The organism is Mesorhizobium sp. B3-2-1 (genome assembly GCF_006439515.1).
Taxonomy (GTDB): domain Bacteria; phylum Pseudomonadota; class Alphaproteobacteria; order Rhizobiales; family Rhizobiaceae; genus Mesorhizobium.
In genome coordinates, this window is the sequence record NZ_VFTI01000010.1 from 121,948 (window position 1) to 147,392 (window position 25,445).

Here is a 25,445-nt window from a genome sequence, read left to right on the forward strand (position 1 = left end):
CGCCCTCATGAAATCGTCTGGCCTACCTCCCGCCAAGTTGTTGCGCGAGCATGAACCCCGAGGCGGCGCCCGTGCCGGCACCGGGCCATGTCGCGGCGCCGGTGAGGTGCAGATTGCTGACCGGCGTGTTCCAGCCGGCATAGCCGCGCGCAGGACGGAACAGGAAGTTCTGCGACAGGTGATGGCTGCCGCAGACCTGGTCGCCGCCGACGAGGTTCGGGTTCTCGCGCTCGAGATCGATGGGCGAAAACACCGCGCGGCCGAGGACTTTTGCGCGCAGGCCCGGCGCGTAGGTTTCGATGATGTCGAGCACGCGGTCGGCGTAGGCCTCCTTGACCTGATCCCAATGCGCCGGCGCGATCTTGGCCGAGGCGTCGCCCGCGATTTCGGCGGGCAGCATGCGCACCTGCACCCACAAAACATGTTTGCCCGCAGGCGCGCGCGACGGATCGACTGCCGTCGGCTGGCCGACGACAAGTACCGGTTCGTCCGGCAACATGCCTGCCATCGCCTGCTGATAGGTGCGCGACATCTGGTCGAGCGATGGCGCCAGATGCACATAGGCGAATTGGCGCAACTCTGCCCCGGCCCGCCAATCCGGCAGATCGGCCAGCGCCAGGTGGATCATCATCGTGCCCGGCGCATGCCGGAATTTTTGCATCGCCGTGTCGAAGCGGGTGTCGCCGGAACCTCCGGGCAGCAACTTGCCGGTCAGCGCCTTGGGCGCGACGCCTGCAATGACCGCCCTGGTGGCCGTATGCGTCTCGCCGGAGGCAAGCCGTACGCCTGTCGCTTTGCCGCCGGAGACCTTGATCTCGGCGACATCGGCGCTGGTGACGATCTTGCCGCCGGCCGACGTCACCATGCCGGCCAGCGCACGGATGATCGTGTCGGCGCCGCCCTTGCCGAGCACCATCCCAAAACTCTGGTTGGCCATCGATTCCAGATAGGGAAACACGGCGCCGCCGGCGATATCGGGCGCGAAGTCGAGATGCATGCCCCAGGTTGCGAGCGTCGCCCCGATGTGTGGAGACTCGAAAGTCTCCTCCAGCCAGGCACGCGGCGAAGACAACAGCAGCCGGCCGGTGTCGAGCGCGCCCGAAACACCCTTCTTGCGCCACAGGTTCCAGGCGGTGCCCGCAAGCGCACGAGCGCCCATTGGCGAGCCCAGCAGCTTGAACAAATGCTCGGCTTCGGCCGGGAAGGCGGCAACCAGCTTGCGCCACGTCGCGGCATCGGCGGCGGAGAACGCGGCCATGTGGCCGGCGGTCTTTTCCAGATCGTTGCTGACGCCGAACCAGCGTCCATCCGGAAAGGCGCTGGCGAAACAGTCGGCGACCGGGGCGAATTCCAGCCCCTGCGCTTTCAATTCATTTGCATATTTCCGGTGGAAGGCGGAGCCGGCGAACAGGCTCAGATTCATCGCGCCGAAGTCGTGGCGGAAGCCGGGGAGGGTGAATTCGCGGGTCTGGACGGCGCCGCCGATTGTCGCGCTGCGCTCGAAAACCCCGGTTTTCCAGCCCTTGAGCGCCAGATGCGCGGCGCATGCCAGAGTGTTATGGCCCGCCCCGACAAAGATGGCGTCGAACTCGCTCACGCCCCGTTCCCATTTCCTTTATGCTTAAAGATAATTGCAGATGCATATGTTTTCGTCTAGTAGGATATTAAGGGCCGAGACGAGCCTTGATCATGTCAGACAAGAGGGAACAGAGACCATGGACACCCAAAAACTTCTCGGCGAAGTCGCCGGCCAGCTCCTTTCCGGCGCCATCAAGGTGGTCGACCTGACGGCGCCGCTCGGACCGGACACACCGCTGATCAAGCTCCCGCCAGAGCTCGCGGTCGACACGCCGAAGGTCGAGATCCACTCGATCTCCCGCTACGACAAGAACGGTCCGTGGTGGGCGTGGAACTGGCTGAAGCTCGGCGAGCATTCCGGCACGCATTTCGACGCGCCGCAGCATTGGATCAGCGGTAAGGACTATCCGGACGGCGCCACCGACACCATTCCGGCGCAGAATTTCATCGGTCCGGTCAATGTCATCGACTGTTCGAAAGAGGCCGCCGCCGACCCTGATTTCCTGCTCACCGTCGACCACATCAAGGCCTGGGAAGCCAAGCATGGCGCCATCAATGCCGGCGAGTGGGTGGTGATGCGCACCGACTGGTACAAGCGCAACGGCTCGGAAGCCGAGTTCCTCAACGCCAACGAGACCGGCCCGCACACGCCCGGCCCGACGGCTGAAGCCATCCAGTTCCTGATCAGCAAGAATATCAAGGGCTGGGGCTCGGAGACCATCGGCACCGATGCCGGCAAGGCCGGCGGCATGGAGCCGCCATTCCCGGCGCACACGCTGATGCACAAGGCCAACCGCTATGGATTGGCCAGCCTCTGCAACCTCGACCAGTTGCCGCCGAAAGGTGCCATCCTGATCGCGGCACCGCTCAAGATCGAGCACGGCACGGGCAGCCCGATCCGCGCACTCGCGCTGGTGCCGGGGAAATAGGGCGAAGGCGGTCTTCGGGAGAAGATCATGGTTGCGGAAAACGCAATGACGATGAGTGATGGGTGGCAGCCTTGCAGCGCTGGCGCTCACCCCCCTCTGTCCTGCCGGACATCTCCCCCTCAAGGGGGGAGATTGGCAGCTTCGGCACCCCGCTCAATCCTGCGCCGCCGACAATTGGCGAAAGCCGCGATGACAGCCGATCTCCCCCCTAGAGGGGGAGATGTCCGGCAGGACAGAGGGGGGCGCCGGAGAGCGCCAGCCCACGCAATCGAACGCCATCTCCCAGAGACGGCGAGCACCCCCCAATGAACGCCCCCGATCACATCATCGTCGGCAGCGGCATCAATGGGCTGGTTTGCGCGGCGATGCTTGGCGGTAATGGCGCCAGGGTGCTCGTGCTGGAGCGCAATGACCGTATCGGCGGCTGCATGCGCACCGAGGAGATCACCGCGCCCGGCTTCATCCACGACGTGATGGCGACGACCTTCGTGCTGTTCATCACCTCGCCGGCCTTCGCGGCACTGGGCGCCGACCTCGCCCGGCACGGGCTGGAATTCTGCCACACCGGCACGCCAACGGGCGTGCTGCGGCCGGATGGCAGCCACGCGGTGCTCACCACCGACCGCGCCGCCAACATCGCTGCGTTCAACGCGATCGCGGCCGGCGACGGTGACCGCCATGCGGAAGATGTCGGCGGCATCGAGCGCAATGCCGGCCTGCTGTTCGGCTTGCTCAGTGGCAGTCTGTGGTCCTATCCGACGGCCAAGCTGCTGGCCGGCGACGCCTGGCGGCGTGGTCCGCGCGGGCTTGCCGCCTTTCTCGGTGACGCCCTTGTGTCGGCGCGCGGCTGGCTGGAAAGCGCTTATCAGTCCGAGACCGTCCGCGCGCTCTGGGCGCCGTGGGTGCTGCATGCCGGGCTTGGCCCGGAAGACGGCTTTTCCGGCCAGATCGCCAAGGTGATCGCCTTCGCGCTGGAGGCTGCCGGCGCGCCGATCGTCAAGGGCGGCGCGAAGAACCTGCTGTCGGCTTTCGAGGCGCTCATCAAGGAGCGTGGCGGCGTCATTTCCACCGAAGCGGACGTTGCCTCCATCCTCCTGACCGGAGGTCGCGCCACAGGCGTACGGCTGGCCTCGGGCGAAACCGTTCACGCCACCAAGAGCGTCATCTGCTCGGTCACGCCGACGCAGCTTTATGGTCGCCTGCTCGGCACGGACGCTCCGAAGGACGACGTCGAAGCGACGCGGAAATACCGCTATGGCAAAGGCAACTTCCAGATTCACTACGCCCTCGACAAGCCACCGGCCTGGCGCGGCGGCGAGGGCCTCGACAAGGTGGCGCTGCTGCATCTGACGCCTGGCCTGGATGGCGTCTCGAAAGCCTGCAACGAGGCGGCGCGCGGCATGCTGCCTGATGTGCCGACCATCTGTGTCGGCCAGCCGCATGCGCTCGACCCGTCGCGCTGCCCGGAAGGCAAGGCGATCCTGTGGCTGCAATTGCCCGAGGCGCCGCGCCACATCAAGGGCGACGCTGCCGGCAAGCTGCAGGCGCCGGCTGACGGTCAATGGACCGAGGCGCTGCGCGAAGCCTATGCCGACCGTGCCGAAGCGATCCTCGCCAGCCATATCGACGGCTTCAAGGACAGCATCATCGCGCGCCGCGTCTATTCGCCGGCCGATCTCGAGGCGATGAATGTCAACCTGGTCGGCGGCGATCCCTACGGCGGCTCCTCGACCATTGACCAGTCCTTCCTGTGGAGGCCGTTCAAGACCAGCCGCAACCACCAGACCGGCATCAAGAACCTCTACCATATCGGCGCGTCGACCCATCCCGGTGCGGGCCTTGGCGGCGGCTCCGGTTTCCTGCTGGCGGGGAAGCTGTGATGGAACAGAAGGTCGCGGAAAAACGCCAACGCATTTCGACCCTCGGTCAGATCGGCCTGCAGCAATTCGCGCCCTATCTGATGAACCGCATCATGGGCCGCTACAACGCCACCTTGCGTGAAGATTTCCGCAAGCAGGGCCTGACGATTTCGCAGGTGCGCACGCTGGCCGTGCTGTCGGTCACCGACGGCGTCACCGTCAACGACCTCTCGGTCTATACTGTCATCGAGCAGTCGACCTTGAGCCGCACGCTGGACACGCTGGAGGGGCAAGGGTTCGTGCGGCGCGAGCAGGGCGTCACCGACAGCCGCATCCGCCATGTGTTCCTGACCGACGAGGGGCGCGCCGAGTTCACCCGCGCCTGGCCGGCCATGCATGATGCGTTCGAGGCGATGTTCGACGATATCGACGACGCGGAATATGCAGCGCTTATCGCCACGCTTTTGAAGATGCTGAAGAACATTCGCAAGCACGACATCTAATGCATGTCGCCCAAAAGTGGACCCGGTTTTGGGGAAACGACATGCATAAACAAGGATTCTAGAACGCACGCGCCGCCGGCTGTCGGCGGCAACGGAAGGAGGCAGAGATGGCCGAACGGTCTTTTGCCAAGGAAGTCGAAAAACTCAGGCTCGGCGCCGGCGAGGAATTTGCCGGCGAGGGCATCCTCGCCATCACCAAGGCGCTGCTGCAATGCGGCGTCGGCTATGTCGGCGGCTACCAGGGCGCGCCGATCAGCCATCTGATGGACGTGCTGGCCGACGCGCAGGACATTCTGGGCGAGCTCGGCGTGCATTTCGAGGCCAGCGCCTCGGAAGCCACCGCCACCGCCATGCTGGCCGCCTCCGTGCATTACCCGATCCGTGGTGCCGCGACCTTCAAGTCGACCGTCGGCACCAACGTGGCTTCAGACGCGCTGGCCAATCTCGCCTCCGGCGGCGTCACCGGCGGCGCGCTGATCATCGTCGGCGAGGATTATGGCGAGGGCTCCTCGATCATGCAGGAGCGCAGCCATGCCTTCGCCATGAAGAGCCAGGTCTGGCTGCTCGACCCGCGTCCGAACCTGCCGTCGATCGTCAAGGCGGTGGAGGATGGTTTCGAGCTCTCGGAAATCTCCAACACACCGGTCATGCTGCAGGTGCGCATCCGCTGCTGCCATGTGCATGGGCATTTCATCGCCAAGGACAACAAGCGCCCGCCGATGACGGTCGCCGATGCGCTGGACGCACCGCGTCGCGACACCGGCCGCATCGTGCTGCCGCCCGCCTCCTTCCTGCACGAGAAGGAGAAGGTGGCGAAGCGCTGGCCGGCGGCGGTGGATTTCATCACTAGGAACAAGATCAACGAATTCTTCGGTTCGGACCACGGCTCGGTCGGCATCATCATGCAGGGCGGCATGTACAATTCGGTCGTCCGTGCGCTGCAGCGGCTCGGACTTGCCGACACCTATGGTGACACCGATGTGCCGCTCTATGTCCTCAATGCCGTCTATCCCCTGATCGACGACGAGTTCCTCGCCTTCTGCGAGGGCAAGCAGGCGGTGCTGGTGGTCGAGGAAGGCCAGCCCAACTACATCGAACAGGCCTTTGCCGCCATGCTGCACAAGGCCGGGCGCGGCACCCGCCTGGTCGGCAAGGAGCATCTGCCGATGGCCGGCGAATATACCGGCCAGGTCATGCTCGACGGCATCGGCGCCTTCCTGCGCGCCGAGGCGCCGCATCTGTTGCCGGGCGAGGTGCGCGCGCCCAACAAGATCGGCGACGGCGTCGACACGGCTGATCTGATCAACGTCGTGCCGGGCCGCCCGCCCGGCTTTTGCATAGGCTGCCCGGAACGGCCGATCTTTGCTGCAACCAAACTGGTCGAGCAGGAGCTCGGCAAGCACCACATCGCCTCCGACATCGGCTGCCATCTGTTCTCGATCATGCCGCCTTTCGAACTCGGCGCTACAACCATGGGCTACGGGCTGGGTCCGGCCTCGGCCTCGGCGTTCAATTCGCCCGACGCCAAGCGCCGCTCGATCTCCTTCGTCGGCGACGGCGGCTTCTGGCACAACGGCCTGACCTCCTCGATCGGCAATGCGGTGTTCAACAAGAATGACGGCGTCATCGTCATCGTCGATAATTTCTACTCGGCCGCCACCGGCGGGCAGGACATCCTGTCGTCCCGCGCCGGCAACAAGACCAAGTCGACCAAGCATCCGATCACCGAGGCGGTGAAAGGCATGGGCGTCAAATGGCTGCGCCATGTCGACCGCACCTATGATGTCGGCAAGATGCAGGACACCTTGCGCGAGGCGCTGACGACGGACGAGAAGGGGCCAAAAGTCATCGTCGCTTCGTCGGAATGCATGCTCAACCGCCAGCGCCGCGAAAAGCCGCTGGTCGACAAGGCGATCAAAGGCGGCGAGCGTGTCGTCAAGCCGAAATTCGGCGTCGACGAGGACATCTGCACCGGCGACCATGCCTGCATGCGGCTCTCCGGCTGCCCGTCGCTGTCGGTGAAATCGCTGGACGATCCGCTGCGCGACGATCCGGTCGCATCGATCGACCAGAACTGCGTCGGCTGCGGCAATTGCGGCGAGGTGGCGGACGCGGCTGTGCTCTGCCCGTCCTTCTACCGCGCCGATGTCGTACACAATCCAAGCCGCTGGGATCGTTTCCTCGAAGCCACGCGCCGCGCGACGATCGGCTTCCTGCAGAGGCGGCGCGAAAGCCGGCGCCTGACATTCGCCGATGCTTGAGCCTGTTCCCTCCCTGCGTCCCAGGTCCGGTGCTGCCGATGAGCCGGTGATCAAGCTCGCCGTGCTGGCGGTTGGCGGCCAGGGCGGCGGCGTGCTCGCCGACTGGATCACCGATGTCGCCGAGCGCAATGGCTATGTCGCGCAATCGACCTCGGTCGCCGGCGTCGCCCAGCGAACCGGCGCCACCATCTATTATATCGAGATGGCCCGCGACACGGGCCGCCTGCCGGTCTTCGCGCTGTCACCCTCGCAGGGCGATGTCGACATATTGATCGCCGCCGAATTGATGGAGGCCGGCCGCGCCATCATCAGGGGCTTCGTCACCCCCAACCGCACCACGCTGATCGCTTCCTCGCACCGCATCGCCGCCGTGTCGGAAAAGATCGAACCGGGCGACGGCCGTGCTCCGTCGTCGAAGGTCCACGCCACGGCGGAAGCCGTGTCGAAACGCTTCATCGCATTCGACATGGAAAAGATCGCCGCCGACAACGGCTCGATGATCTCTGCAAGCCTGCTTGGCGCGCTGGCCGGCTCCGACGCGTTGCCGTTTACCCGCGAAACCTATGAGCAGGCGATCGGCACCGGCGGCCGTGGCGTCAAGGCCAGCCTCGCCGCCTTCGGCGCCGCGTTCGATCGCGCGCGCGGCGTGACGGCCGCACCTTCGTCAAAGGCGGCGGATCCAGCGGTAGTCGAATCCGCCCTGGGTCTCGGGCGCGTGAGCGGTCCGCAAGACCTGCTGCACGGATTGCGGGCGCTGGCCGCCCGCATCGACTTGATGCCCGTGGCCGTGCGCGACATGGCGCTTCGCGGCTTGAAAAAGGTCGTCGACTATCAGGACATCGCCTATGGGCGCGAATATCTCGACCGGCTGGACAAGGCCGTCGCGCTGGACAGCGCCGGCCACGCCCATGCGCTGTCCATCGCCGCCGCCAAGCATCTGGCCAATGCCATGTGCTACGACGACATGATCCGCGTCGCCGATCTGAAAACGCGCTCGACTCGCGACAGGCGGGTACGCAAGGAGGTTGGCGTCAAGGGCGGTTCGGTCCTGCAGGTGACCGAGTACTTCCATCCGCGCATCGAGGAGTTCTGCGGCACGCTGCCGGCGGGGCTCGGCAGCTACATCGAGAACCGGCCCAAACTCGCCGGCTTCCTCGACCGCCGCATCAACCGTGGCCGCCGCATCCGCACCGACAGCTTTGCCGGCTTTGCCGCCCTGTGGTTCATCGGCGGCCTGCGCCGCTGGCGTCGCCGCCTGCTGCGCCACCAGGTCGAGACGGCGCATCTGGAACGTTGGTATACGCTGGCACTTGGCTACGTACCCTCAGACTATGCGCTGGCCGTCGAAATCCTCAACTGCCGCCGGCTGATCAAGGGCTACAGCGACACCCATGTCCGCGCCCAGTCGAAGTTCGACCGGGTACTCTCATCTCTCGACCTGCTCAAGGGCCGCGACGACGCCGCCGACTGGATCCGCCGCCTGCGCGAGACGGCGCTGAAGGACGAGAAGGGCGACACGCTCGATGGCGCGCTGAAGACCGTGGCAACGCTGAACACGGACCCTTTCCCAGCCAGATGATCATGGCGAGGTTGAATTGCTTCAGCAGTTCACCCTGTGCTTCGTCGCGACAACTACGCGGCCTCGGGGAGTTGACGCAGATAGACATATTGAGCCTGCAAACTCCTTCCGATCGATGTCTTCACGGCCATATTCCCGGAGGTAATGTTCGGATTGAACGTGGAGGTGATGTCAATCGACCATTCATACGGGTTCTGGACGCCGAACACCGAGGGAACATTGGGCGGGAACGAGACCTTCAGCTTCACATCAGCAAGCCCAGTCTCTTCATGAAACTCATACTCGCCATCATACTTCACGCCGCCTGAGTCGGCGCCATAGATGCGGCCGCCCTCGAACACGAGAGCGCCCATTCCTGCGGAGTTTCCGTATTGAAAACTGATACCGTACATTCCGTCACGCATGTTTGTTCCTTTCGCTTTTAGCCGCAGCAGTTCCTGCTGCCGAAGATTCCCTGGGAGGAATTTGAACAAGCGCAGGTAGCTTTCGACGGGACCTGGGATGGCGCGCTCGCCAGCCAGCCAAAGGCTGATTGCACGAGGCGTAACATCTATAAGTCGCGCAAAATCGGCCTGCGAAAGTTCAAGGTCGGAAAGAATCGTCTTCAAATCAGCTTGCTTCATGATGGAACAATGTTCTCATATTTATAGAACACTGTCAACCGTTTTACCGTCATGCTTTATGGCGCTTGAAAATTGTGGCGAGGCTGGGACTACGCCCGGCAGGCGCTTAACCAACAGTCTTAAACTCGTCGGTTCCGTTTTAAGCCGCAGTGAACGATGTTCATTTTTGAGCTTGAACAATGTTCAAAACGTGATAGAGTGTGATTGTGAACGATGTTCATTTCCGACAGGCCGAAAGCTACGGATGGGCATCAAGCGCAGTAAGGAAGTTTAACCAGCTCGCGTTATTACACGATTGAAACAGCGCATGAACCCGCGGGGATCACCGGAGCATCGCCGCGTGGTTCCGCCAAATGGGAAATCGCCATGAACACGCATCTCATGCTTTCGCGGCGCTTCGCGCCGCTTTTCTGGACGCAGTTCCTGTCCGCCTTCAACGACAATTTCCTCAAGAACACGCTGGTGTTCCTGATCCTCTTTACACTTGCCGCCGATCAGGCGGCCTCGCTGGTCACTTTGGCCGGCGCCGTGTTCATGGCTCCGTTCCTGCTCCTGTCGGCGCTGGGCGGCGAGATTGCCGACCGCTTCGACAAGGCGCTCATCGCCCGCCGGCTGAAATTTGCGGAGATCGGCGCCGCCGCCGTCGCGGTCGTCGGCATCGCGCTGTCCTCCATTCCCGTGCTGATGACGGCGCTGTTGATGTTCGGCGTCATCTCGGCACTGTTTGGGCCGATCAAATACGGTATCCTGCCCGATCATCTCGAACGCAAGGAGTTGCCCCGCGCCAACGCCTGGATCGAGTCGGCGACCTTCGCCGCCATCCTCGGCGGCACGATCGTGGGCGGCATCGTCTCCGCCGACGGCATTGGTGTCGCCGTCTTCGGCCCGATGATGATGATCCTGGCGGTCGGCTGCTGGGTCGTCAGCCGTTCCATCCCTTCGACCGGCTCGGCCGCGCCGAACCTTGTCATCGACTGGAACATCTTCCGCTCGACATGGCGGCAGGTCAGCGAATTGCGCACCGACACGCGCACCTGGCGCGCCGGATTGATGACCTCGTGGTTCTGGCTGATCGGCGCCATCGTGCTTTCGATCCTGCCGACGCTGATCAAGGATCAGCTCGGCGGCAACGAGATCGCGGTCACCGCCTATCTCGCGGTGTTCGCCGTCTCCATCGCCATCGGCTCGGCGATCGCCGCCTGGATGTCGCAGGGCCGCATGGTGCTGCTTCCGGCGCCGGTCGGCACGGCGCTGCTGGCGCTGTTCGGCTTGCACCTTGCCTGGACGATCTGGAGCATGCAGCCTTCGCCCAAGGCCGAAACCCTTGGCCTCTTCTTCGCCGGGCCGAACACGATCCGTGTTGCGATCGACCTTGCCGGCATGGCCATTTCCAGCGCCTTCCTGGTGGTGCCGACCTTCGCTGCCGTGCAGGCCTGGTCGCCCGAGGCGCGCCGCGCCCGCGTCGTCGCCGCTGTCAGCATCGTCAACGCCGGCTTCATGACGCTGGGCGGCATCCTCGTCGCCGCCATTCAGGCCGCCGGCGTCTCCATTGCCAGCGTGCTGTTCGGGCTTGCCGCCTTCAATGCCGTGGCCGCCTGGCTGATGTTGAAATATCTGCCGACCAACGCCTTCCGCGACTTCGTCTCCATTCTCTTCCGCGCCTTCCATAGGCTCGAAGTGGAAGGGTTGGAGAACCTCAAGGCCGCGGGCCCGGCACCGATCCTGGCGCTCAACCATGTCAGCTTCCTCGACGGTCCGCTGGCGCTGACGCTGACCGATGAAGAGCCGGTCTTCGCCATCGACTACACGATCGCGCGGGCCTGGTGGATGAAGCCGTTCCTCAAACTGACCCGAGCCCTGCCGCTCAATCCGGCCAAGCCGATGTCGACGCGCACGCTGATCAAGATCGTGCAGAACGGCGACCCGCTGGTCATCTTCCCGGAGGGCCGCATCACCGTCACCGGCGGGCTGATGAAGGTCTATGACGGCGCCGCCATGGTGGCCGACAAGACCGGCTCGATGGTGGTGCCGATCCATATCGAGGGGCTGGAGAAAAGCCCCTTCTCGCGGCTGACGGCGCAGCATGTCCGCCACCGCCTGTTCCCGAAGGTCAGGGTGACCATATTGCCGCCGGTCAAGCTCAAGGTCGACGACGAGCTGAAAGGCCGCAAGCGCCGAGCCGCCGCCGGTGCCGCGCTCTACCAGGTGATGTCCGACCTCGTCTTCCGCACCCAGCATATCGACAAGACCGTGCTCGAAAGGATCATCGAGACGGCGACGGAGCGCGGCATGAAGCAACTCGCCGTGCAGGATCCGGTCGCCGGTTCGCTGAGCTACGGCAAGCTGCTCACTGGCGTCGCGGTGCTCGGCGAGAAGTTCGAGACGCTCTATGCCGGACAGGACACGCTCGGCATCATGCTGCCCAACGCCAATGGCGCCTGTGCCGCGCTGCTCGGCGTCATGTCCGCCGGCAAGGTCCCGGCGATGATCAACTTCACCGCCGGTGCCGCCAATATCCTGTCCGCCTGCAAGGCGGCGCGGGTTACCACCATTCTGACCTCTCGGGCTTTTGTCGAGCAGGCCAAGCTCGTCGCGACGGTCGAGGAGGTCGGCCGGTCGGTCAACATCGTCTGGCTCGATGATCTGCGTGCAACCATCGGCCTCAAGGACAAGCTGCTTGGCCTGTTGCGCAAGAGCACGCCCAGGGTTGCCCGCAAGGCCTCCGACCCGGCCGTGATCCTGTTCACCTCGGGCTCCGAAGGCACGCCGAAGGGCGTGGTGCTCACCCATCGCAACATCCTGGCCAATGCCGCGCAGGCCGCCTCGCGCATCGATTTCCACTCGGGCGACAAGGTGTTCAACGTGCTGCCGATCTTCCATTCCTTCGGGTTGACGGCGGGCACGGTGCTGCCGCTGGTGTCGGGCGTCCCCGTCTATTTCTATCCGTCGCCGCTGCACTACCGCATTGTGCCGGAACTGGTCTATGCCTCGAACGCGACGATCATCTTCGGCACCGACACCTTCCTCAACGGCTATGCGCGCACGGCGCATCCCTATGATTTCCGCTCGGTGCGCTATTGCTTTTCCGGTGCGGAGCCGGTCAAGGCCTCGACCCGCGAAACCTATATGGAGAAGTTCGGCCTGCGCATTCTCGAAGGCTACGGCGTTACCGAGACGGCGCCGGTGATCTCCATCAACACGCCGATGTACAACAAATCAGGCACGGTCGGAAAAATCATGCCCGGCATGGAATGCCGCCTGGAACCGGTGATCGGCGTCGAAGGTGGCGGACGGTTGTTCGTGCGCGGCCCCAACGTCATGGCGGGCTATCTCAGGGCCGAAAAGCCTGGTGTGCTCGAACCGCTGCATGATGGCTGGCACGACACCGGCGACATCGTCAGCATCGACGAGGCCGGTTTCGTCAGCATCCGTGGCCGCGCCAAGCGCTTCGCCAAGATCGGCGGCGAGATGATTTCGCTGGCTGCCGTCGAGGCGATGGCGGGCGAGCTGTGGAAAGGTTCGCTCTCGGCGGTCGCGACCGTGCCGGATCCGCGCAAGGGCGAAAAGCTGGTGCTCGTCACCGAAGCCGAAAGGGCGACGCGCGCCGAGTTTCTGGCCTTCGCCAAGGCGAACGGCGCCATGGACCTGATGGTGCCGGCCGAAGTGCGCGTCGTGTCGCATGTGCCGGTGCTCGGCTCGGGCAAGATCGACTTCGTCGGCGTGACCAGACTGGTGCGCGGCGAAGACTTCGCGCCCGCCAAGGTCGAGGCCGCCTGATCACCGGCAAGAGCGAGGCGACGCCGCGTCAGGAACGCGGCGTTGCCAGAGCCTCAGGCGATCAGGTTCATCATCGGCTTCACCGCACCCGAGTCCGGAAACACCTTCTCGCCGAGCACGGCGGCCGAAAGTCCGAACTGGTCGGCGAGCAGGCCTTTCAGCACCGCCCTGACATCGCTGGTCGGCGCAAGGTCGCGCTGCTGGTAAAGTTGCGCCGGTTTCAGCCCCGGCCAGTCGGCGATGACGCGGCCGCCCTTGATCGCGCCGCCGGCGAGCAGCACCACGGTGCCGGTGCCGTGATCGGTGCCGACCGTGCCGTTGATCCGCGCCGTGCGGCCGAATTCGGTGATGGCGACGATCGCCGTATCCTTCCAGCGCTCGCCGAGACCTTTTTCGAATTCCTCGAAGGCACCGTCGAGGCCGCCGAGCAACGTGGCGAGCCGGCCGCTCGCGCCGCCTTCGTTGACATGCGTGTCCCAGCCGTCGAAGGCGAGTGCCGCGACGCGCGGCCCGTCATCGGCCGCGATCAGCCTGGCGGCACCTTGCGCGGCCTGCCGCATACCGGCGGCGCTGTCGAGGCCGCCTCTAGGCTTCATCGCCTTGGAGCCGATCTGGTCGTCGAGCGCCATGCGGTCGGCGTCGAGGCCCTCTTGCAGCGCCACCGCCAGAACCGGGTCGCGGTGCTGGTAGAGATCGAGAACACGCGTCGCGAGGTCGCCGGCGGGCGCCGGTAGCGATTGCGGCGCCCAGCCGAGTACTGGTGCAGCGCCACGGATCACCAGCGGCGTCGACGGCCCGACGGCCAGGCCGCCAAGCGTCGCCACGCGGTCGCCCGCCGGCAGGTTCTCGAGCGCCCGGTTGAGCCAGCCGGTAGCGACATGGCCGGGACCGGCAAAGCCGCTTTCCAGCACATCCTGTCCGTCGAAATGCGAGCGCTCGCGATAGCCGGTCGCCGCCGCATGCACGACCGCCGCCTGGTTCGCCTTGAACAGGCGCGCGAACTCCGGCATCGCCGGATTGACCGCGAAGAAAGCATCGAGCGGCAGCGCCGCATGCGGGCCGGAAAGCGATAGCGCGATGTCACCATGCAGGCCGGCATAGTCGGGATCGCCGACCGGACCGATCGCCGACAGGCCGTCCAGCGCGCCGCGCAGTACGATGACGATCAGGCGCGGGTCGCGATTGTCGGCGGCGCGGGCGAAGCGCGGCAGATAGGCCCAGGCGAACAGCGAGCCGCCGGTCATCAGCACGGCGCGGCGGGAAGGATGAGGTGTTTCACACAGCAGGCTCATGACATTGTCTCCATTGTCCGCGCTGGCGCTATCGGCGCTGGAATTCGGGCGCCATCAGCAACAGCGCCAGGCCTTGCTGCTTGGACTCGGCGCGGGCGACCGCCTGGCGCGTTTCCGGCGAGGCGGAGGGACCGATGACCGCGTCGAGCATGTCGTTGGGATTGCCGATGTCTTTCACTTGCCTGGCAGCCTGCCAGGCGATGTCGAGCCGTGTCTTCATGCCCTCCGCCGATGCCCAGCTGTCCGCCTTGTCGGAAAAGCCGTTCGGTCCCGGCGGCCGCCAGAGCGGCTCGCCCAGCGCGTTGAGCCAGTTGAGCGACTGGCCGGGATCGTTCGGTCCCGGGCCGGCCGCCCGCCTGATGGCGGTGACATAGTCGAGGGGCGAGCGCATCTTGGCCAATGGTGTCGACCACGCCTCCGGCAGGTCGATGAGCGCCACCGCCAGTGCCCTGAGATTGCCGTCGTTCTTGATGAACACCTTGGCGAGACGGGCGACCACCGCCGGCGGCGGGGCGTCGGCTATGAAATGGCGGGCAAGTTGCGTGGCGATGTGTTGCGCGGTCGCCGGATGACGGGCGATGTCATCGAGCGCGGCCTCGGCCTGGCCCATGCCGCCGGCCGGATAGGTCTTGCCGAGCAGCACCGCCTCGCCCGGCTCGTGCGCATTGGCGTTGAAGACGAAACTGCCGGGTTCGCCCAGCCGTCCTTCCCGTCCGGCCATCGTCCAGCCGGTCAGGATGCGCGCGAAGCTGGTGACGTCGGCCTGGCTATAGCCGCTGCCGACACCGAGCGTGTGCAGTTCCAGGATCTCGCGGGCGAGGTTCTCGTTGAGGCCGCGCTGGCGGTTCTTGCCGGCGCGCGAATTCGGGCCGATCGAGTGCTGGTTGTCGAGATAGAACAGCATCGCCGGATGCCGCTCCACCGCCATGAGCATGTCGGCGAAACGCCCGAGCACGAAGGGCCGGATGGCTTCCCGTTCGAAGGCCCCGGCGCTGGCGCGCACGATGTTGCCCTTCGCCACGGAGACGCAGAAATGGTTCGACCAGAAATAGACCAGACGCTCGACGAAGCCGGCCTCGGCCTGCATTGCCTTGTCGAAGCGCGCCTGTGCCTCGGCCCGGAACAAGGTGACCTCGACAGGCGGCACGGCGGGTTTGGCCTTGGCAGCGGCCGGGGCGGCGGACGGCGACATGGCCGAGGCAGCGGGCGGCGGCGTAGCCGAGGCCGAGGCTGGCGTGCCCGTTGCCGTTGCCGGCTGACCTGTCGCCATCCGCTCCCGGTCCAGCTTGCGCTGGAGGTTTGCCGCCATGCTGGCCTGGATGGCAGACGTGCTTCCCTCGAGATCGGTGTAGGCCGGATCGTCAGGCGAGATCATGGCGACGTCCGGCCGTCGCAGTTCCGCCTTGAGATAGCCGCGAGGGTCGTCCGCCAGCCCGTCGCGGTCGCCGGGCCGGGCCCCGAGCCCGAAGCGATTGAAGGCAATCAGGGCTGGATCCAGCAGGGCGGAACCTTTAGCCGGGGCTGCCATGTCAGCTCTCCATGGTTGGATATCACGGGAGGCGCGCGACGCCCGACTGGGCTGTTTCCCAGCTCAAGTTGGGAATAGGCGGCCGGGCCGGCGTGTGTCGCCCGGCCCTCCACGCGCCTACCAGCGATGCCAGCGGTGCCAGTGGCGGTGCGGATGCCAGCCGTAATAGGCCGGGCCGTGCCAATAGCGGTAGCGCGGATACACCACGACACGGTTGGGAACGCAGCGCCCCCAGTGATTGGGATGCCAGCCGGGCCCGCAGCCCCAGGCCACATGCTCGATCAGCGCCGGGGCGGCCGGTTGCACCGTCATAGGCATGGCGGCGGAGGTCGCGACGGTTGCGCCGGTTCCGGTCAAGGCGAGGACGGCTGCTGCCGCGTATTGTGTCAGACGGTTCATGACGTTACTCCGAATGTTGTCCGAGAATGAAAACCTGTTCGTACCGATTGGTCCGGCAGGTCTGCCCTTCCCCTAGTTAAACGGCCTTGCGAGCGTTTTCCGTCGGTCGTCACGGCGATTTTTTTGGTGCTACGGCCGCGCGGCGTTCCACATGGCGCATCAGTGCCGCGGCCAGCGCGCTCCGGTTCTGCGGCGATGTGTTCGCCGCGAAGTCGACAATGGCCTGTTCAAGCCGCGTGCGCACGGTCACGTCAGCGTTGCGCGCCCGCTCCAGGGCGGCGGACAAAGCCACGGTGTCCACAACGGGTTGGCGCAACAGGTCCGCCGCCTCCTGCCTTGCCTGCTGGCCGTCAAGAATAGTCTGGCGGGCTTCAATGCGTACTTGCCGCAGCGCCTTGCGAAAGGACTTGCGATCTTTTTCGGGAAGCTGTCCGCCAACCGACTCCAACGAGTACCCGGCGCCTGCCTTGGCATTTCTCAGCCAGACGGCCCCGCTGACAAATGCCCCGGCAAGAAAGACGTTCAGCACGACCGAGGCGATGACCAGACCACGAACCCAGCGCGTGCTCATAAGCTCTCCTCACCATTTTCGGCATCGGGGCCGGCATCGCCGAACGCCGTTGCGTTGGCGTCCAGCACATAGTGATCCGATCCGGCTTCCGGCGTGACAATGCTCACCAGCGCCAGCCCGGCGACGGCCCCCGCGAGGCCAATGCCGGCCAGTCCCAGGCCCAGCCACCAGAACCGATGACGCCGACGCTGGACGAGGTGCCGGTCGGCCGCGCGCAGGATGCTGCCGTGCAGCGCCTTGCCGGGATGCTGGACCCGATAGCTGTCGAGCAGGGCGTCAAGTCTGCCGGCGTGTCGCGAAATGGCCTGGCCCGCTTCGCTTGACGCAAAGGCCCAGGCGGCTTCGCGTTCTGCTTCCGGCCAGCGGCGCACATCGCCGCCATAGGCTTGCGCGAGCGCCGCGAAACGCTTGGCATCCATTGCCGGCCCGTCTTCGATGTCTTCAGCCATTTGTTTTCCCCTTGCCCCTTGGTGCCGGGTGCCCACGCGGGTTGGAAACGACGCAGACCACCCGGACACCCGCAAGGCGGGTTGAATGTACAGTATTCGGGCGCGCGCCTTTCTCAGTCATCGCAGCCATCCCTGGCCAGCATCGCCTGCAGCGCCCGCCGGCCGCGCGACAGCAGGCTCTCCAGGGCATCGACACTGATCTCCAGGGTCGCGGCCGCCTCGATGTTGGACATCTCCTGGTAGTAGACCAGGATGATCGCCTCGCGCTGGCGTGGCGCGATTGCCTGCAAGGCCCGCTCGACCCGATGCGCCTCGTCGCCAGGATGGGAATCGGGAAGCGGGGCGGGATCGACAATGTCCGGCACTTCGTCGGTCACCCATTCGCGGCGCCGACGCAGCCGGTCGTAGCAAAGGTTGAGCGTGACGCGGTGGATCCAGGTGTCGAAGCGTGCATTGCCACGCCGCCACTTCGAGGCATGACGCCAGATGCGCATAAAGGTTTCCTGCGCGACATCCTCGGCCTCCGCCGCATCGCCCAGCATGCGCACGGCAAGCGAAAGGATGCGCGGCAACTTCCGCGCGACGAGCGCCTGCACCGCCGCGGGATCGCCAGCACCGACCCGACGAACCAACTCCTCGTCCGGATCGCCGCTCATCGGCTGGCGCACTTCCGATATCCATCACACGTCATAGCCTCTTGGTCACTGCTCCGGCTTGGGAGCGGATTTGTGGCCCGGCATCTCGTCGGCCGTCAGCATGCCGTCGCCATTCTTGTCGAGCCGGGCAAAGCGCTTGGCGAAGAACGCATCGAGCTCGGCCCGGTCGATCAAGCCGTCATGATTGGAATCGATGCGCGCGAAGGATTTGGCCGGATCGCCCTTGACGTTGCGCTTGGCCTGAAAAGCCTCCCACTCCAGCAGGCTGATCTTGCCGTCGCCGTCCGTGTCGGCGGCCATGATCGCCTTCTCCCGCCGTTTCTGGAACTTGGCCAGTGTGATGTCGGACTTGGCGGCCGACGATGTAGCAGCGGGCGACGCGGCGGCCGGTGGCGTCGCGGCCGGTGGCTGTGCCGCTGTCTGGGCCGGAGCCGCGGTGGTCAGCAGGCTCAAGGCAGCGGCAAGGATCGAACGGCGTATCATGGCTTTACGTCTCCGGTTGGCGCATGCCATGGCCCAATGCCATGGTCACGCTTCAACCGTTAAACGTCGCGATCGGAGAAATCCGTCGGTCACCCATGCCGATCACGCCGCTTGCCGGCGATGACGGACCTTCGCGGCCCGGGGAGCAGCAGAACACCTCCTCCGGCGCGTCTGGATACGCCCGGGCCGGCCATTCCTTGGCGAAAGCGGGAATTACGTCGATTGGTCGGCGGCTACCAGCTGCTCCTGCTTGAAGCCGGCATGCTGCGGCGTCCACACCTCGCCCTCTTTGTTGAACCAGTGGCACAGATACATGCCGGAAGCGGCGCCGTCGCTGACCGTCATCTTCGGGCCTCCCGACCTCAGCTTGACGACGTCTCCGGTCTTGAAAGTGTTGGGCATTTGGACCTCCCATGCTGACGCCTGTTATTTCATACCAAAACCGGTGTCCCGACAATGGCATATGGGTCTTCTGGGTTGCCGCCTTATGCGGCAACGCGGATCGCGCTCCAGGGGCGAACCGGCGACCTCCGCGGATCAGTCCACCTCGATCACACGCCGCGCCTGCTTCCTGACCGGCTCGCGTCGGCGCGCAGGCGGAGACTTGTCCGCCAATGCCTCCTGCTGCAGTCTCTGCTCCCTCAGTCGGGTTGTCTTGGCGTCCCTTGCGTGACGCTCGGCATCCAGCACCCGCTTCGCCTCGCGGTCCGCCCTTTCGAGCCTTTCCTTGTCGACACGCCTTGGCAATTTGAAACCTCCTGTCCGTAGAAACCACGGCAGGAAATGTGCGACCCAAGCGTCTGTTCCAAAAAACAGGCGTCTGTTCCAAAAAAATAGAAACGCGCGGTCCATCATTTGTTGTTGAGGTTTGAAAAAGGCCCCATCGCACCTTGTCGACGCATTTATAGGGCCGGAGGACCTCGCGCCTGGGCCGGTATCTGCAAGTCGCACGACTATCCGGCCTGGCAGAAGCAAACGGCCAGGATTCGGGCCATCTTCTACGCACCCGAGCTGCTTCGATCATTGGTTTGAAAACTGGTGCCGCTTAGGTGACTCGAACACCTGACCCCATCATTACGAATGATGTGCTCTACCAACTGAGCTAAAGCGGCCCGGGAGGCCAGGACCTCCAAGATGGGCAGGGTGATAGACTCAACGGGCCGCGAATTCAAGATGCGACTTGGCAAATCATGCGAAGAGCGCCGCCGCGATCGAAACCGGGGTTCTAGCGCCCCTGCATGCTGGAATCGGCGCCATGTTCCGATTTTGTTTGCCGGAACATCGCGAAGATGGACTTTGGACGGCACGTCGAGGCAGAATGCGGCCGCCCGCCCGTTGATTGATTGGTCGCCTGCCGCTAACCATCGTGAAAGCTTGTGGCAATTTGCAGAGGGATCTCGCTTGGACGCGATCGAAAAAGCGATCCGGAACGCCTTGGAAAAGGGCAATGCCGAGAACCGAGCGTTCCGCGAGAGGGTCTATCGGTCGGCCTTCGCCGCGCTCGACCGTGCGCTCCAGGCCAATCCCGGCGTGACGGTGGAAGTCGCCATCAAGCGCCGTAAGGCTATCCAGGCGAAAATCACCGAAATCGAATCCGAGTACCTGCCCGCGGTGCCCGGCGTTGCCCCGCAGATCGACGCGCCGGCGGGCGAGGCCGAGGCTGACGGTGCGCCTGCGGTCGAGGCCGGCCCGAGGGCGCCATCGCCCGCTGTCACCGTCGACGGCCCGGTGCAGCCGGCCTCCGACGCGCCGCGCTCGCGCGTGCTGCCGGTGGTTCCCGACATCATGCCCGACGCCAACCTTCCCGGCGCGCCAGCCATCGACATGTCGGCTCCCGCAGCGCCGGGAGCCGCGACGGAAGTGACCCCAGACCGCGATGAGCGGCGCATTCGCGGCCGGCGCATGCCGCTGACCGCCATTTTCTTCACGGTCACGCTGCTCGCGGCGATTGGCATCGGACTGTACTTCGCCATGCAGACCGGTGTGTTCAAGACGGCCGCGCAGCTCAACACCGCGCCGCCGGAAGCGCCTCCGACGGTCGAGGACCCCGATTTCACCCCGGCCGACGGCGCCAACGCGCCGGCAAAGCCCGGTGCCGCGGACCAGTCGCGCGCCTGGATCAATGTGTTTTCACCGACAGATCCGACCCATGTCGCCGCCCCGTCGGACGCCAAGGCCGAGGCCGTGAAGGACGACAGCGGGCCGTTCCTGCGCATCCAGTCCGGCGCCTCCGGCTCGGCGATCGCCTTCGATGTCGGGCAGGGCGTGCTGGAAAAGCTCGCCGGCAAGCACGCCGTGTTCGACATCATCGCCCGCGCCGAGGACGGCAAGGACACGCAGATCTCCGTCGACTGCAATTTCGGCGAACTCGGCGACTGCGGCCGCAAGCGTTACGCGGTCGGCCAGCAGAAAAACGAATATCTGTTCGACGTGAAGTTCCCCGACAAGCATCCGGGCTCGGCCGGAACCATCGCCATCAATTCCGATTTCGACAAGCAGGGCAAGGCGGTCAACATCTACGAGATCCGCGTGTCGATCGAGCCTTGAACTGCGACCGACACATCGGTGGTCTCTAGCGGTCGAGCAGCGCCTGCAGGGTTTCGATGCGGTCGGCCTCGTTGGCCGGCTTGTCCCAGCGCAGCCGTGAAATCCTGGGGAAACGCATGGCCACACCCGATTTGTGCCGGGTCGAGCGGTTGAGCCCCTCGAAGGCGACTTCCAGCACCAGGCCATTGTCGCGATCGGCGCGCACCGAGCGCACCGGTCCGAAGCGCTCGACGGTGTTGTCCCTGACATATTTGTCGATCTGCTTCAGCTCCTCGTCGGTGAAGCCGAAATAGGCCTTGCCGACCGGCACCAGTTCCTCCTCGCCCGTGGCTCCGGACCAGACGCCGAACGTGTAGTCGGAATAGAAGCTCGAGCGCTTGCCGTGGCCACGCTGGGCATACATCAGCACGGCGTCCACCGTGTGCGGATCGCGCTTCCATTTGAACCACGGCCCCTTCGGCCGGCCAGCGACATAGGGCGAATCCCAGCGCTTCAGCATCACCCCTTCGATGATCGGATGCGGCGGCGCGCGGCGCAGGTCCTCGAGCGCCTGCCAGTCCGTGAAGTGGACGAAGGGGGAAAGATCGAAGCGGCTGGGGTCGAGCGTCCCGATGAAGGCTTCGAGACGGCCGCGCCGCTCGCGGAAGGACAGTGGGCGCAGATCCTCCGCGCCGATCTGCAGCAGGTCGTAGCAACGCATGAAGGCCGGATATTGCTGCTGCATCTTCGGCGTCACCGTCTTGCGGTTCAGCCGTTGCTGCAGGTCCGAGAAGGTTCCCGTCGCCTCTCGCGGATCGCCGACAAGCAATTCGCCATCGAGCGTCGCGGAAAAGTTCATGGCGTCGGCGAGATCTGGAAAGGCGCCTGAGACATCGTCGCCGGTGCGCGAATAGAGCCGGCGGATGCCGCCTTCGCCCACCGCCTGGACGCGGATCCCGTCCCATTTCCATTCCGCCGCATAGTCCAAGGGATCGAGCTTTTCGAGATCGCCGTCGCCGATCGGATTCGACAGCATGACCGGGCGAAACAGCGCCAGCGCCGTGTTGCGCGGTTTTTCGGCCTTGCCTTCCAGCCAGGCGAACAGCGCCGTGTAGGGCGGCGACAGCCCATGCCAGAGCTCCTCGATCTCGGCCACGTCGACCTTGCCGAAATCGGCCAGCGCCTGTTTGGCCAGCCGCGCCGAGACGCCGATGCGCAGGCCGCCGGTGACCAGCTTGATGATGGCAAAGCGCGCCGAGATGCCGGCGCTGTCGAGCAGCCCCGCCAGCACCATCGGTCCATCGGAGCGGCTCGCCGCCTGCAGCTTCGCCACAACTTCGCCAAGCGTCGGCTCGCGGTTCGCGATCCCGCCAGGCGTTTGTGGCCAGACCAGCGACACCGTCTCGGCGAGGTCGCCGACATAGTCGTAGGAATAGCCGAACATCACCGGGTCCATGCGTTCGATGACCAGCGTGCGCAGCATGGCCGGCTTGACCGCGGCAATCTTGAGATCGCCGGTGATGGCGGCCAGCGCCAGGCCGCGATCGGGATCCTCGACGCTGCGGAAATAGTCGGTCAAAAGCGTCAGCTTGCCGTTGCGCGACGGCGTCAGCACCAGGCGGTCGAGAAGCTCGGCGAAGCGGTTCATGGCTGGACGCACCACGCCAGTAGTGAAAGCCGGCGCGAGGCGCCCCCCTCTGTCCTGCCGGCCATCTCCCCCTCAAGGGGGGAGATCAGATGTCGCGACGGCTTTCGCCAATCTTCAACGCAGAAGCAAGGGCGCAGCCGCCAAAACTGCCAATCTCCCCCCTTGAGGGGGAGATGGCCGGCAGGCCAGAGGGGGGCGCCGTAGGGCGCGGCATCGATGGGTGTCATCCTCAGTCGCCCTCGTCCTCATAGCCCACCAGATGCAGTGGCCTGGCCGCTATCCCTTCCAGTTCGCACCAGCGCACCAGCGCTTCCTCTCGGCCGTGCGTGACCCAGATTTCCTCGGCGCCGGTCTGCTTGATGGTGACGATCAGTTCGTCCCAGTCGGCATGATCCGAGATGATGAGCGGCAGTTCGACGCCGCCTTGCTTGGCGCGCTGGCGGATGCGCATCCAACCCGACGCAAAGCACGAGATCGGATCGGGAAAGCGCCGAGCCCAGCGGTCGGCGAAGGCCGATGGCGGGCCGACCACGATGGCCCCGGCGAAATCCTGCTTGCCACCGCTCTCCACCGTCGCCGGCTCGAGTTCGCCGAGATCGATGCCCTGGCTTTGGTAATACGCGCTGAGCTTGGCCAGTGCGCCATGGATGTAGAGCGGCTTGTCGTAACCGGCGTCGCGCAGCAGCCGCATCACGCGCTGCGCCTTGCCCAGCGCATAGGCGCCGACCAGGTGCGATCGCTCCGGAAATTGCGCCGCCGATTTCAAGAGGCGGGCGATCTCTTCCGTGTCGGGCGGATGGCGAAACACCGGCAGGCCGAAGGTTGCCTCGGTGATGAAGACGTCGCAGCGGATCGGCTCGAACGGCGCGCAGGTCGCATCCTTCTGCCGCTTGTAGTCGCCGGAGGCGACGATGCGCCTGCCCTGGTGCTCGACAGCAATCTGCGCCGAACCCAGCACATGGCCCGCCGGATGAAAGGTGACATCGACGCCGTCGATGGCAATCGTCTCGCCGAGCATGGCTGCCTGCGTCGTCCCGGCAAAATCCTCGCCATAGCGAAGTCCCATGATATCGAGCGTCTGCTGCGTCGCAAGCACCGAGCCGTGGCCGGAACGAGCATGGTCGGAATGGCCGTGGGTGATCAGCGCCCGGTTCACCGGCCGCACCGGGTCGATGAAGAAATCGCCCGGCGGGCAGTAGAGGCCTTCGGGCCGGGGATGAAGCAGGTCGCTGGCACGCATGGTCCCAAGATAGGATATAATTCCGCTGCGAGAAGCCCGTTGCCCCAGACTGCTGACTCCCCGGGCAAAGCCAGCTCAATTCGGTTCAGCTTCGGCATGCTTTGCTCTACAGAGATGGCGGCTGGCTACCCTGCCGGTGGAACCATCATCAATGAAACCGCTTCAGACCTCGTCGGGCGACCCGAACGCCGATCGCCGTGCAGATTATGCCGAAATGCTCTTTGCCTCAGGCGATCATACTGCTGCGGCCGAGTTGCTGCTCGGTGCGCTGGAACTGGCGCCGCAATGGGCAATGGGCTGGTTTCGGCTCGGCGAGATGCAGGAGGCATCAGGCAGGCTCGACCTGGCGGCGCCAGCCTGGACGACATCGCTGAGACTCGATCCGGCCGATCGCCAGGGCGCGGCCCTCAAATTGCAGCTGATCGGCAAGGGTCCGGTCTCCATGGCGCCGCCCAGTGCCTTTGTCGAAACGCTGTTCGACCACTATGCGGAGACATTCGAGGAGATGCTGGTCGGTAAGCTCGACTACCGGCTGCCCGAGGTACTCGACGCCGCCATCCGCAAGGCAAGGCCGGGCCGCTTCCGCCTCGCGCTCGACCTGGGCTGCGGCACCGGATTGATGGGCGAGAGGCTGAGGCCGATCGTCGACCGGCTGGAGGGGGTCGATATCTCGGCAAGGATGCTGAGGAAGGCGCGGGCAAAAGGTATTTATGACGCGCTGACAAAAGCGGATTTGCAGGACTTTTCCTATTCCGGCGACGTGGCCGATCTGGTGACGTCAGCCGACGTGCTGATCTACATCGGCGGGCTCGAAGGTTTTGTGGGAACGGTCGCCGGCCTGCTCGCCGAGGGCGGCCTGTTTGCCTTTTCCGTCGAGAGCTTGGCGGATGGCGGCGACTTCGCGCTGCAGCCGTCGCGGCGCTATGCCCATTCGGAGGGCTATGTTGGACGGACCCTCGAGGCCAATGGCTTTTCAATTGTGGCATTGGAGCCAACCACCATCCGGCAGGATCGCCGCGAGCCCGTCAAAGGCCTGGCCGTCGTGGCACGGAAAGCTCACGCTGTGTGAGGGCAGCCCTTGGTACTGCTGCGAAAAAGTCCGATTTGCGTGCGCGACTGATATTTGCGATCTGGTCGCATCAGGGCGGGATACCAGGAGGAGCACTTCGATGCGCTGGAATATGATGATCTTGGCGTCTTGCCTGGCAACCACCGGCTGCGTCGGCAATTCAGCGTCCGAGCGGCAGGACGCCAACGTAGAGTCCTCGCTGCAATATGACACCGTGCCATGCGATCAGTTGCTGGCGCAACGCAACGGGCTGGCGCAGCAATACAACCTCCCGACGACCGCCAAGCCGGCCTTCTCCAATCCTGCCATGGGCTTCGGCCCGTTCACGCCCGACTTGCGCTCCAAGGCCCAGCGCGACAGCGACAAGGCGTCAGGCGAAATCGATGCCATGAACCGGTCCATCGACCGCCGCGACTGCGGCAAGCCGGACAAGCAGAAGAAGTTCGCTCTGCCCGGCTGATGATCCAATCGCAAG

At 65.0% G+C, this 25,445-nt stretch carries 22 protein-coding genes and 1 tRNA gene; 9 read left to right on the top strand and 14 right to left on the bottom strand.

Annotated features, from left to right (window positions below; genetic code table 11):
• Positions 1-22 precede the first annotated feature (22 nt).
• Positions 23-1,597, bottom strand: coding sequence for an NAD(P)/FAD-dependent oxidoreductase (locus FJW08_RS12930; RefSeq protein ID WP_140810878.1), 1,575 nt, complete (start codon positions 1,595-1,597; stop codon positions 23-25).
• A gap of 118 nt (positions 1,598-1,715) precedes the next feature.
• On the opposite strand from FJW08_RS12930, the gene FJW08_RS12935 reads away from it, so the two are divergent.
• The 5 genes from FJW08_RS12935 to FJW08_RS12960 all read left to right on the top strand — a co-directional run bounded on the left by FJW08_RS12935 (position 1,716) and on the right by FJW08_RS12960 (position 8,709).
• Positions 1,716-2,507 (top strand): cyclase family protein, encoded by a 792-nt coding sequence (locus tag FJW08_RS12935; protein WP_140810880.1) that lies wholly within the window; start codon positions 1,716-1,718, stop codon positions 2,505-2,507.
• Between the two features lie 305 nt (positions 2,508-2,812).
• Positions 2,813-4,387, top strand: a complete 1,575-nt coding sequence (locus FJW08_RS12945; RefSeq protein WP_140810881.1) for an NAD(P)/FAD-dependent oxidoreductase — start codon at positions 2,813-2,815, stop codon at positions 4,385-4,387.
• Positions 4,387-4,869 carry a MarR family transcriptional regulator gene (locus tag FJW08_RS12950; RefSeq protein ID WP_140757942.1) on the top strand — a complete coding sequence of 161 codons (483 nt, stop codon included), beginning with the start codon at positions 4,387-4,389 and terminating at the stop codon, positions 4,867-4,869. The genes FJW08_RS12945 and FJW08_RS12950 overlap by 1 nt, the downstream gene beginning before the upstream one ends.
• 107 nt (positions 4,870-4,976) lie before the next feature.
• Positions 4,977-7,130, top strand: a complete 2,154-nt coding sequence (locus FJW08_RS12955; RefSeq protein WP_140810882.1) for an indolepyruvate ferredoxin oxidoreductase subunit alpha — start codon at positions 4,977-4,979, stop codon at positions 7,128-7,130.
• The gene (locus tag FJW08_RS12960) at positions 7,123-8,709 is read left to right on the top strand and encodes an indolepyruvate oxidoreductase subunit beta family protein (protein ID WP_140810883.1); all 1,587 of its coding nucleotides are present in this window, start codon (positions 7,123-7,125) and stop codon (positions 8,707-8,709) included. The genes FJW08_RS12955 and FJW08_RS12960 overlap by 8 nt, the downstream gene beginning before the upstream one ends.
• Before the next feature lie 53 nt (positions 8,710-8,762).
• Here FJW08_RS12960 and FJW08_RS12965 read toward each other — a convergent pair whose 3' ends face one another.
• Positions 8,763-9,332: a helix-turn-helix transcriptional regulator gene (locus FJW08_RS12965; RefSeq protein ID WP_140810884.1), complete on the bottom strand. Its 570-nt coding sequence runs from the start codon at positions 9,330-9,332 to the stop codon at positions 8,763-8,765.
• Between the two features lie 366 nt (positions 9,333-9,698).
• Here FJW08_RS12965 and FJW08_RS12970 point away from each other — a divergent pair, with 366 nt between their 5' ends.
• Complete coding sequence (locus FJW08_RS12970; RefSeq protein ID WP_140810885.1) at positions 9,699-13,109, top strand: acyl-[ACP]--phospholipid O-acyltransferase; 3,411 nt, start codon at positions 9,699-9,701, stop codon at positions 13,107-13,109.
• A 53-nt stretch (positions 13,110-13,162) separates the two neighbouring features.
• Here the strand turns inward: FJW08_RS12970 and FJW08_RS12975 are convergent, their stop codons facing one another.
• The 10 genes from FJW08_RS12975 to FJW08_RS13020 all read right to left on the bottom strand — a co-directional run bounded on the left by FJW08_RS12975 (position 13,163) and on the right by FJW08_RS13020 (position 19,599).
• Entirely contained in the window at positions 13,163-14,401 is a 1,239-nt protein-coding gene (locus tag FJW08_RS12975) for a DUF1501 domain-containing protein (protein WP_140810887.1), read from the bottom strand.
• 28 nt (positions 14,402-14,429) lie between these two features.
• On the bottom strand, positions 14,430-15,929 hold the full coding sequence (locus FJW08_RS12980) for a DUF1800 family protein (RefSeq protein WP_140810888.1): 1,500 nt from the start codon (positions 15,927-15,929) through the stop codon (positions 14,430-14,432).
• Between the two features lie 117 nt (positions 15,930-16,046).
• Entirely contained in the window at positions 16,047-16,328 is a 282-nt protein-coding gene (locus FJW08_RS12985; protein WP_140810889.1) for a hypothetical protein, read from the bottom strand.
• Positions 16,329-16,437: 109 nt separating this feature from the next.
• Positions 16,438-16,899 carry a periplasmic heavy metal sensor gene (locus FJW08_RS12990; RefSeq protein ID WP_140810890.1) on the bottom strand — a complete coding sequence of 154 codons (462 nt, stop codon included), beginning with the start codon at positions 16,897-16,899 and terminating at the stop codon, positions 16,438-16,440.
• A complete protein-coding gene (locus FJW08_RS12995) occupies positions 16,896-17,348 on the bottom strand; it encodes a hypothetical protein (protein ID WP_140810891.1) in 453 nt (150 codons plus the stop codon). The genes FJW08_RS12990 and FJW08_RS12995 overlap by 4 nt, the downstream gene beginning before the upstream one ends.
• Positions 17,349-17,461: 113 nt before the next feature.
• On the bottom strand, positions 17,462-18,004 hold the full coding sequence (locus tag FJW08_RS13000) for an RNA polymerase sigma factor (protein ID WP_140757933.1): 543 nt from the start codon (positions 18,002-18,004) through the stop codon (positions 17,462-17,464).
• A 45-nt stretch (positions 18,005-18,049) separates the two neighbouring features.
• Positions 18,050-18,487 (bottom strand): acid-shock protein, encoded by a 438-nt coding sequence (locus tag FJW08_RS13005; RefSeq protein ID WP_140757932.1) that lies wholly within the window; start codon positions 18,485-18,487, stop codon positions 18,050-18,052.
• Positions 18,488-18,700: 213 nt separating this feature from the next.
• Positions 18,701-18,889, bottom strand: coding sequence for a DUF2158 domain-containing protein (locus FJW08_RS13010; RefSeq protein ID WP_140757931.1), 189 nt, complete (start codon positions 18,887-18,889; stop codon positions 18,701-18,703).
• A gap of 135 nt (positions 18,890-19,024) precedes the next feature.
• On the bottom strand, positions 19,025-19,234 hold the full coding sequence (locus tag FJW08_RS13015; RefSeq protein WP_140757930.1) for a hypothetical protein: 210 nt from the start codon (positions 19,232-19,234) through the stop codon (positions 19,025-19,027).
• Positions 19,235-19,523: 289 nt separating this feature from the next.
• Positions 19,524-19,599 (bottom strand) — tRNA-Thr (locus FJW08_RS13020).
• 289 nt (positions 19,600-19,888) lie between these two features.
• On the opposite strand from FJW08_RS13020, the gene FJW08_RS13025 reads away from it, so the two are divergent.
• The gene (locus tag FJW08_RS13025) at positions 19,889-21,034 is read left to right on the top strand and encodes a hypothetical protein (protein ID WP_140810892.1); all 1,146 of its coding nucleotides are present in this window, start codon (positions 19,889-19,891) and stop codon (positions 21,032-21,034) included.
• Positions 21,035-21,059: 25 nt separating this feature from the next.
• Here FJW08_RS13025 and FJW08_RS13030 read toward each other — a convergent pair whose 3' ends face one another.
• Both FJW08_RS13030 and FJW08_RS13040 read right to left on the bottom strand, forming a co-directional pair.
• On the bottom strand, positions 21,060-22,661 hold the full coding sequence (locus tag FJW08_RS13030; protein WP_140810894.1) for a cisplatin damage response ATP-dependent DNA ligase: 1,602 nt from the start codon (positions 22,659-22,661) through the stop codon (positions 21,060-21,062).
• A gap of 229 nt (positions 22,662-22,890) precedes the next feature.
• A complete protein-coding gene (locus FJW08_RS13040; RefSeq protein WP_140757927.1) occupies positions 22,891-23,901 on the bottom strand; it encodes a ligase-associated DNA damage response exonuclease in 1,011 nt (336 codons plus the stop codon).
• 151 nt (positions 23,902-24,052) lie between these two features.
• Here FJW08_RS13040 and FJW08_RS13045 point away from each other — a divergent pair, with 151 nt between their 5' ends.
• Both FJW08_RS13045 and FJW08_RS13050 read left to right on the top strand, forming a co-directional pair.
• A complete protein-coding gene (locus tag FJW08_RS13045; protein ID WP_140810895.1) occupies positions 24,053-24,970 on the top strand; it encodes a class I SAM-dependent methyltransferase in 918 nt (305 codons plus the stop codon).
• A gap of 100 nt (positions 24,971-25,070) precedes the next feature.
• Positions 25,071-25,430, top strand: coding sequence for a hypothetical protein (locus tag FJW08_RS13050; RefSeq protein ID WP_140810896.1), 360 nt, complete (start codon positions 25,071-25,073; stop codon positions 25,428-25,430).
• Positions 25,431-25,445 lie beyond the last annotated feature (15 nt).